This window comes from Micromonospora sp. NPDC003776 (genome assembly GCF_053605645.1).
Map to the genome: position 1 here is coordinate 1 of NZ_JBSGJR010000327.1, position 7,647 is coordinate 7,647.

The window sequence follows — 7,647 nt, forward strand, 5'->3', positions numbered from 1 at the left end:
GCACGCCAGCTGGCGTGCCCGACGGTCGCCCCGCTCGCGCCGCCGGTGCGCGAGGCCCAGTCCAGGGGCACCACCGCGGCCACCGCCCAGTCGGCGGCGAGCAGCCCGGGAACCGCGTCGACCAACGTGGCCACCCCGTCGATCGGGTTCGCCGCGACCTGGGCGAGCAGGTCGGCGTCCTGGCCGCCGGCGGTCGGCGCGCCGATCGCGCGCCACACCCCGTCCACCCGTACGCCGGGGATCGCGGCGAGGCCGGCGAGCAGTCGTTCCACCCGGGCCGCACCCGGCCACACCACGGTGAAGTCGTCCACCGCCCGGCCGCCGAGCCGCTCCAGCACCACCACCTGGACGATGTCGGCGCCGGAGACGCCGAGGGTGCGGGCCACCTGGCCGAGCGTGCCGGGTCGGTCCGGCAGGGTCACCCGTACTCTCAGCAGCATGTCTGGTCCCTCCGCTCGGCGGGCCGGCCGCGGCGGCCGGCAGGCTGGGCCCCAGCCTGCCGGTTGACCATTTCGCCCCTGTTGCCGTGCCATGTCCCGCCGGGAAAATCCGACCTTGACAAGAAAGCTGAGCTGCCATCAACTAACCGGATGACCGATCCGGCCGTCGACGCGGCGCAGCCCTCGACCGGTTCGGCTCCGCCCGGGCTCGACCTCGACCGGCTGGGCGCGTACCTGGCCGGGCACCGGCCCGAGCTGACCGGACCGCTGTCGGCGCGGCTGATCGCCGGGGGCAAGTCCAACCTGACGTACCTGCTGCGCGCCGGCGGCCGCGAGGTGGTGCTGCGCCGACCCCCGCTCGGGCACGTGCTGGCCACCGCCCACGACATGGCGCGCGAGCACCGGGTGATCTCCGCGCTGGCCGCCACCGACGTGCCGGTCCCGGCCGCGCTGCTGCTCTGCGCCGACCCGGAGGTGATCGGTGCCCCGTTCTACCTGATGGAGAAGGTCGAGGGCGAGGTCTACCGCAGCCGCACGCAGACCGACCCACTCACCGTCGGGCAGCGGCACGAGCTGGCCATGGCGATGATGGACACCCTCGCGGCGCTGCACCGGATCGACCCGGCCGAGGTGGGGCTGGCCGACTTCGGCCGGCCGGAGGGCTACCTGGCCCGGCAGGTCCGCCGCTGGGCCGGCCAGCTGGACCGGTCCCGCAGCCGCCCGCTGCCCGGCATCGACGAGCTGCGCGACGCGCTCGCCGCGAGTGTGCCGGAGGGCGCCAACGCGGGGCGGATCGTGCACGGCGACTACCGGCTGGACAACCTGCTCGCCGCGGTCGACCCGGTCGCCGTGCGGGCGGTGCTCGACTGGGAGATGGCCACCCTCGGCGACCCCCTCGCCGACCTGGGGCTGCTGTTGACGTACTGGAGCGTGCTCGGGGACAGCGAGCTCGCCGAGGGCAACCCGGTGGCCGACGGCATCGGCCCCCGGGCCGGCTTCCCCAGCGGCGCCGAGCTGATCGACCGGTACGCCGGGCGCAGCGACGTCGACGTCGGGCCGTTGCACTGGCACGTGGCGCTCGGCTGCTTCAAGCTCGCGGTGATCTGCGAGGGGATCCACTACCGGCACACCCTCGGGCAGACGCTCGGCGGGGGCTTCGACCGGATCGGCGACATGGTGACGCCGCTGGTCGAGCACGGTCTGCACGCGGTCAGGGAGAAATGATGGACTTCGCGTACGACGCCCGGACGGTCGAGCTGCGCGAGCGGCTGGAGGCGTTCCTCACCGAGTGCGTGTACCCGGCCGAGCCGGTGCACCACGAGCAGGTCGTGGCGGCCGGCGATCCCTGGGCCCGCCCGCCGGTGATGGACGAGTTGACGGCCGAGGCCCGCAAGCGCGGCCTGTGGAACCTGTTCCTCCCCGACTCCCGGTACGGCGCCGGCCTGACCAACCTCCAGTACGCTCCGCTCGCCGAGCTGACCGGGCGCAGCCCGCACCTGGCCCCCGAGGCGCTGAACTGCGCCGCCCCGGACACCGGCAACATGGAGCTGCTCGCCGAGTTCGGCTCCGCGGCGCAGCGGGAGCGCTGGCTCACCCCGCTGCTCGACGGGGAGATCCGCTCCGCCTTCTGCATGACCGAGCCGGAGGTGGCCTCGTCGGATGCCACCAACATCGCCACCCGGATCAGCCGCGACGGCGACTCGTACGTGATCAACGGCCGTAAGTGGTGGTCGTCCGGGGCGATGGACCCGCGCTGCGAGATCTTCATCGTGATGGGCAAGACCGACCCGGCGGCGGAGCGGCACCGCCAGCAGAGCATGATCCTGGTGCCCCGGGACACCCCCGGCGTCACGGTCCGCCGCGGCATGACCGTCTTCGGCTACCGCGACGCCCCGCACGGCGGGCACGCCGAGATCGACTTCACCGACGTCCGGGTGCCGGCGGAGAACCTGGTCGGCGCCGAGGGCGGCGGCTTCGCGATCGCCCAGGCCCGGCTCGGCCCGGGGCGGATCCACCACTGCATGCGGCTGATCGGCATGGCCGAGCGGGCCCTGGAGCTGCTCTGCCGGCGAGCCCTGGACCGGGTCGCCTTCGGCCGGCCGCTCGCCGAGCAGGGCGTGGTCCGGGAGTGGATCGCCGAGTCCCGGGTCCGGATCGAGCAGGCCCGGCTGCTGGTGCTGAAGACCGCATGGCTGATGGACACGGTCGGCAACAAGGGCGCGCACACCGAGATCCAGGCCATCAAGATCGCCACACCGGCGATGGCCGAGTGGGTCATCGACAAGGCCATCCAGGGGTACGGCGGCGCCGGCGTCAGCCAGGACACCCCGCTGGCCGCCCTCTGGGCCCAGGCCCGCACTCTCCGCCTCGCCGACGGCCCCGACGAGGTGCACAAGGCGTCCCTCGCCAAGCGGGAACTCCGCCGCTGGTCCTGAGCTGCCGTTGCGCGGGCCCCGTCGGTGCGGCCTGCCCCCCGTCGAGCGGCACGGCGGCGCGCGGCGCGGCTGGCTGCCGCTGCCTGTGGAGCTGACATCACCGACGACTCAGCGGGGTTCGGGGTTCCGGCCCCGTCCGCCGTTCCGGCCGGCCTCACCCGACGACGAGCGGCGGTCGGCGGTCGGCGATATCAGCAACGACTCAGGTCGAAAGCGCCCCGACCAGATGGCCACAGCTGCGCAGGCGAGCCCGAGGCCCGCAGCGACGCCGGGATCAGGCGGAGGCGCGGTGGATGAGCTTGGTGTCGAGGAGGACGTGCGGGGACGACAGCTCCTCGCCCCGGATCCGGGAGACCAGCAGGCGGGCCATCTGCCGGCCCATCTCCTCCACCGGCTGGAAGACCGTGGTGAGCGGCGGCTCGGCCTGCCGGGCGATCGGGGCGTCGTCGAAGCCGATCACCGCCACGTCCTCGGGCACCCGCCGGCCCGCCTCGCGCAACGCCCGGAGGGCGCCGAAGGCCATCAGATCGGAGGCGACGAAGACGGCGTCGAGGTCGGGGCAGACCTCCAGCAGCCGGCGCATGCACGCCGTGCCGCTGCCCTCGCTGAAGTCCCCGTACGCGATCAGGTCCGGGTTGACGCTGCCGCCCGCGGCCCGGACGGCCTCCTTGTAGCCGGACAACCGGGCCAGGCCGGCGCCCATGTCCTGGGTGCCGGCGATGGTGGCGACCCGCCGCCGCCCCCAGGCGAAGAGGTGTTCCACCGCCTGCCGGGCGCCACCGACGTTGTCCACGTCGACGAACCAGGCCGGCTGGGCGTTCGGGTGCAGCATCCGGGCGGGCCGTCCGCCGAGCACGGTGGGCAGGCCGCGCTCCTCCAGCAGGGTGGGCAGCGGGTCGGCGTCGTGCAGCGAGAGCAGCAGCACGCCGTCGACGTGCTGGTTGGTCAGGTGGTGCTCGACCCGTTCCCGCTCGATCTGGGACTGCGCCATGGCCAGCCAGAGCTGCATCGGGGTCTCCAGCAGCGCGGAGCTGACGCCCCGCACGATGCCGGCGAAGAACGGCTCGGTGAAGACCCGCTCCCCCGACTCGGAGACCACCAGGGCCACCGAGTCGGTCCGCTGGGTCACCAGCGCCCGGGCGGCGCGGTTGGGCACGTACCCCAGCTCGGCGATCGCCGCCTGGACGGCGGCCCGGGCCTCGGGACTGACCTGGGGTGAGCCGTTGACCACCCGGGAGACCGTGCCGCGCCCCACGCCGGCGCGGGCGGCGACCGCGTCGAGGGTCGGGCGCCCGAGCGACCGCGTGCGCTGCGTTGTCATCGTCTGTGCTCCTCCGACGTCGGGCGGGCCCGGCACCTGTTCAGGCGTCGGTGCCGGGCCGCCCGTTACTGGCTGGCCCAGCCTATTGTGCGGCCAGACCGTTGCGTCGGATCACCTCGGCGTACCAGCGGGCGCTGGACTTGGGAATCCGCACCTGGCTGTCGTAGTCGACGTGGACCATCCCGAAGCGCTTGGTGTAGCCCCAGGCCCATTCGAAGTTGTCCATCAGTGACCAGGCGAAGTAGCCCTTCAGCGGCACACCGGCGCTGATCGCGGCGTGCGCCGCGCGCAGGTGGCCGTCGAAGTACGCCAGCCGGTCGGGGTCGTCGACGCGGCCGCCCACGACCGTGTCGACGAAGGCGGAGCCGTTCTCGGTCACGTAGAGCGGCAGGTCGGTGTACTCCCGGTGGACCCGCTCCAGCGTCTCCAGCAGGCCCGGGGCGTCGATCTCCCAGTCCATGTCGGTCACCGGGACACCGCGGGTGACGAACCGCACGTCCTGACTGCCCGGCCAGCACGACGGCGCCCGCCAGTACGCCTCCGGCTCGGCGCTCTCCACCGGCGCGGCGACCACGTACCGGCTGTAGTAGTTGACGCCCACCATGTCCAGCGGGGTCGAGATGATCGCCAGGTCGCCGCTCCGGACGTGCCCGAAGTCGGTGACCCTGCGCAGGTCGGCCTGGAGATCCGCGGGGTAGGCCCCGCGCAGCACCGGATCGAGGAAGAACCGGTTGGCCAGGCCGTCGATGCGCCGGGCGGCGTCGAGGTCGGCGGCCGACTCGCCGGCCGGGGTGACCGGGTAGAGGTTGACCGTGATGCCCAGCTGCGCCTGCGGCCGGGCCGCCCGGACCGCCTGCACGGCCAGCCCGTGCCCGAGCATCAGGTGGTGCCCGGCCCGGATCGCGTCCGCCCCGTCCGACCGGCCGGGCGCGTGCGCCCCCGAGCCGTAGCCGAGGAAGGCCGAGCACCACGGCTCGTTCAGGGTGGTGAAGTAGCGCACCCGGTCGCCGAGGGCCTCGGCGACGAGCTGGGAGTATTCGGCGAACCGGGCGGCGGTGTCCCGGGCCGGCCAGCCGCCGGCGTCCTCCAGCGGCTGCGGCAGGTCCCAGTGGTAGAGCGTGAGCCAGGGCTCGATGCCGTGGGCGAGCAGTTCGTCGACCAACCGCTGGTAGAAGTCCATCCCCTCGGCGTTGACCGGGCCGGTGCCGCCGGGCTGCACCCGCGGCCAGGAGACCGAGAAGCGGTACGACCTCAACCCCAGGTCGGCCATCAGCCGCACGTCCTCGGGCATCCGGTGGTAGTGGTCGCAGGCCACGTCACCGGTGTGCCCGGCCACCGTCCGGCCCGGGGTGTGGCTGAAGGTGTCCCAGATCGACGGGGTGCGGCCGCCCTCCGTCGCCGCGCCCTCGATCTGGTACGCGGCGGTGGCCGCGCCCCAGAGGAAGCCGGGCGGGAAGGTCAGTTCCGGACCCTGGTCGAGGACGCCGAGGGCGGGCGGGCTGGCGGGGTTGCTCATCGGACCACCTTCGTTCGCGACTGCGGGGCTCGCAAACCCGGCTCACTCCTCACGCTCACGACTTGACGGCGCCTTCCATGATTCCGCCGATGATCTGGCGGCCGAACAGGACGAACACGACGAACAGGGGCAGGGTCGCGATCAACGTTCCGGCGAAGATCTGCGAGTTGTCGGCGAAGTAGGCGGTGTTGAGGCTGCGCAGGGAGATCTGGACGGTGGGATTGGCCGGGTCGGCCAGCACCACGAAGGGCCAGAAGAACTGGTTCCACTGTTCCATGAAGGTGAGCAGGCCGAGCACCGCGGCGGCGGGGCGCAGAGCGGGCGCCACCACGTGCCAGTACACCTTCCAGGTCGAGCAGCCGTCCACCCGGGCGGCCTCGATCAGCTCGTTGGGAACCGCCTGCTCGGCGTACTGGCGCATCATGAAGATCCCGAAGCCGCCGATGAGGAACGGCACGGTCACCGACGGCATGGTGTTCAGCCAGTCGAGCTTGGCCATCAGGATGTAGAGCGGGAGCACGCCGAGCTGGATCGGCACCATCATCGACGCCAGGATGATCAGCAGCAGCGCGTTCTTGCCGCGGAACCGGAGCTTGGCGAAGGCGAAGCCGGCGAGGGAACCGAAGAAGACGGTGGCGATGGTGATCGTCCCGGAGACCAGGAACGAGTTCAGCAGGCCCTTGACGATGTTGGCGTCGCCGTTGTCGAGCACCCGCTGGATGTTCTCGCCGAGCTTGCCGCCGGGCAGGAACGGCGGCGGCCAGGAGTTGGCGGCGTCGTTGGTCCGCGAGGCGATCACGATCATCCAGTAGAACGGGAAGAGCGACAGGATCACCCCGAGGACCAGGCCGAACCAGGTGAGCGGGCTGGCCTTCCAGAGCCGCTCGGCCTGGTGGCCGGCCCGGGCCGGCGTGCTGTGCCGGGCGGGGGGACGGAGCGTGGTGGTCGTCATCTCGTCACCTCACTTGTCGGAGCTGATACGACGGGCCAGCAGGTAGTTCACCGTCGACATCAGCGCGATGAGCACGAAGAGCACGAGTGCGACCGCGCCGGCGTAGCCCCACCGGAAGCGCTGGTTCATCACGTCGAGCAGGTACATCGTGATGGTCTGGAACTGGCCCTCCGAACCGCCGGAGAGGCCGCCGGAGCCGCTGGTGAACAGCAGCGGCTCGGTGAAGAGCTGCAGGCCGCCGATGGTGGAGATGATCAGCGTGAAGATGATCGTCGGGCGGAGCTGCGGGACGGTGATCGACCAGAACTGGCGCCGACGGGAGGCGCCGTCCAGCGCCGCCGCCTCGTACATGTCCTTGCTGATGGACTGCATGGCGGCCAGGTAGATCAGGGCGTTGTAGCCGACCCAGCGCCAGTCGACCATGGTCGAGATGGCGAACCAGGAGGCGAACCGGTTGGCCCGCCAGTCGATCGGGTCCACCCCGATGGTGTCGAGCACCCAGTTGACCAGGCCGAAGTCCTTCGCGTAGATCATCGAGAAGATCAGTGCGACGACGGCGGTCGAGGTGATGATCGGCATGGCGATGGCCATCCGGAAGAAGGTCTGCGCGCGCAGCCTCCGGTTGAGCGCGTTGGCCAGCACCAGGGCCAGCAGCAGCTGGGGCACGGTGGAGAGCACGAACATGCCGAACGTGTTGACCACCGCGTTCCAGAACTGCGGGTCGTCGGTGATCAGTTCGACGAAGTTGTCCAGGCCGACGAAGGAGATCGTCGCGTTCAGCGGCGACCGGTCGGTCAGGGCGATCCAGACGGTGTACGCGATCGGGTACGCGCTGAACACCGCGAAGATCACGAAGAACGGCAGGACGTAGAGGTAGGGCGAGTACTTCAGGTCCAGCCGGGTGAACGAGGTGCGGCGGCGGTGCGCGGGGCGCGCGGCACGGCCGCCGTCGGGCGGCGCCGCGGCGTGCAGGTCGAGGCTCA

Annotated in this window: 6 protein-coding genes and 1 pseudogene; 2 read left to right on the top strand and 5 right to left on the bottom strand. The window is 72.0% G+C overall.

The annotated features are described in order from the left end of the window. Window positions 1–440 (bottom strand): annotated as a pseudogene (locus ACWEVO_RS23490) (amino acid-binding protein); the annotation flags it as partial. Between the two features lie 150 nt (window positions 441–590). On the opposite strand from ACWEVO_RS23490, the gene ACWEVO_RS23495 reads away from it, so the two are divergent. Beyond that, window positions 591–1,664, top strand: coding sequence for a phosphotransferase family protein (locus ACWEVO_RS23495; protein ID WP_452309673.1), 1,074 nt, complete (start codon window positions 591–593; stop codon window positions 1,662–1,664). Then, complete coding sequence (locus tag ACWEVO_RS23500; RefSeq protein ID WP_452309674.1) at window positions 1,664–2,875, top strand: acyl-CoA dehydrogenase family protein; 1,212 nt, start codon at window positions 1,664–1,666, stop codon at window positions 2,873–2,875. The genes ACWEVO_RS23495 and ACWEVO_RS23500 overlap by 1 nt, the downstream gene beginning before the upstream one ends. A 274-nt stretch (window positions 2,876–3,149) precedes the next feature. Here the strand turns inward: ACWEVO_RS23500 and ACWEVO_RS23505 are convergent, their stop codons facing one another. The 4 genes from ACWEVO_RS23505 to ACWEVO_RS23520 form a co-directional block, all read right to left on the bottom strand. Beyond that, window positions 3,150–4,196: a LacI family DNA-binding transcriptional regulator gene (locus tag ACWEVO_RS23505; protein WP_452309675.1), complete on the bottom strand. Its 1,047-nt coding sequence runs from the start codon at window positions 4,194–4,196 to the stop codon at window positions 3,150–3,152. 82 nt (window positions 4,197–4,278) lie between these two features. Next, window positions 4,279–5,712, bottom strand: a complete 1,434-nt coding sequence (locus ACWEVO_RS23510; RefSeq protein ID WP_452309676.1) for a GH1 family beta-glucosidase — start codon at window positions 5,710–5,712, stop codon at window positions 4,279–4,281. A 55-nt stretch (window positions 5,713–5,767) separates the two neighbouring features. Then, window positions 5,768–6,664, bottom strand: coding sequence for a carbohydrate ABC transporter permease (locus ACWEVO_RS23515; protein WP_452309677.1), 897 nt, complete (start codon window positions 6,662–6,664; stop codon window positions 5,768–5,770). Between the two features lie 9 nt (window positions 6,665–6,673). Continuing rightward, a complete protein-coding gene (locus ACWEVO_RS23520) occupies window positions 6,674–7,636 on the bottom strand; it encodes a carbohydrate ABC transporter permease (RefSeq protein WP_452309678.1) in 963 nt (320 codons plus the stop codon). Window positions 7,637–7,647 lie beyond the last annotated feature (11 nt).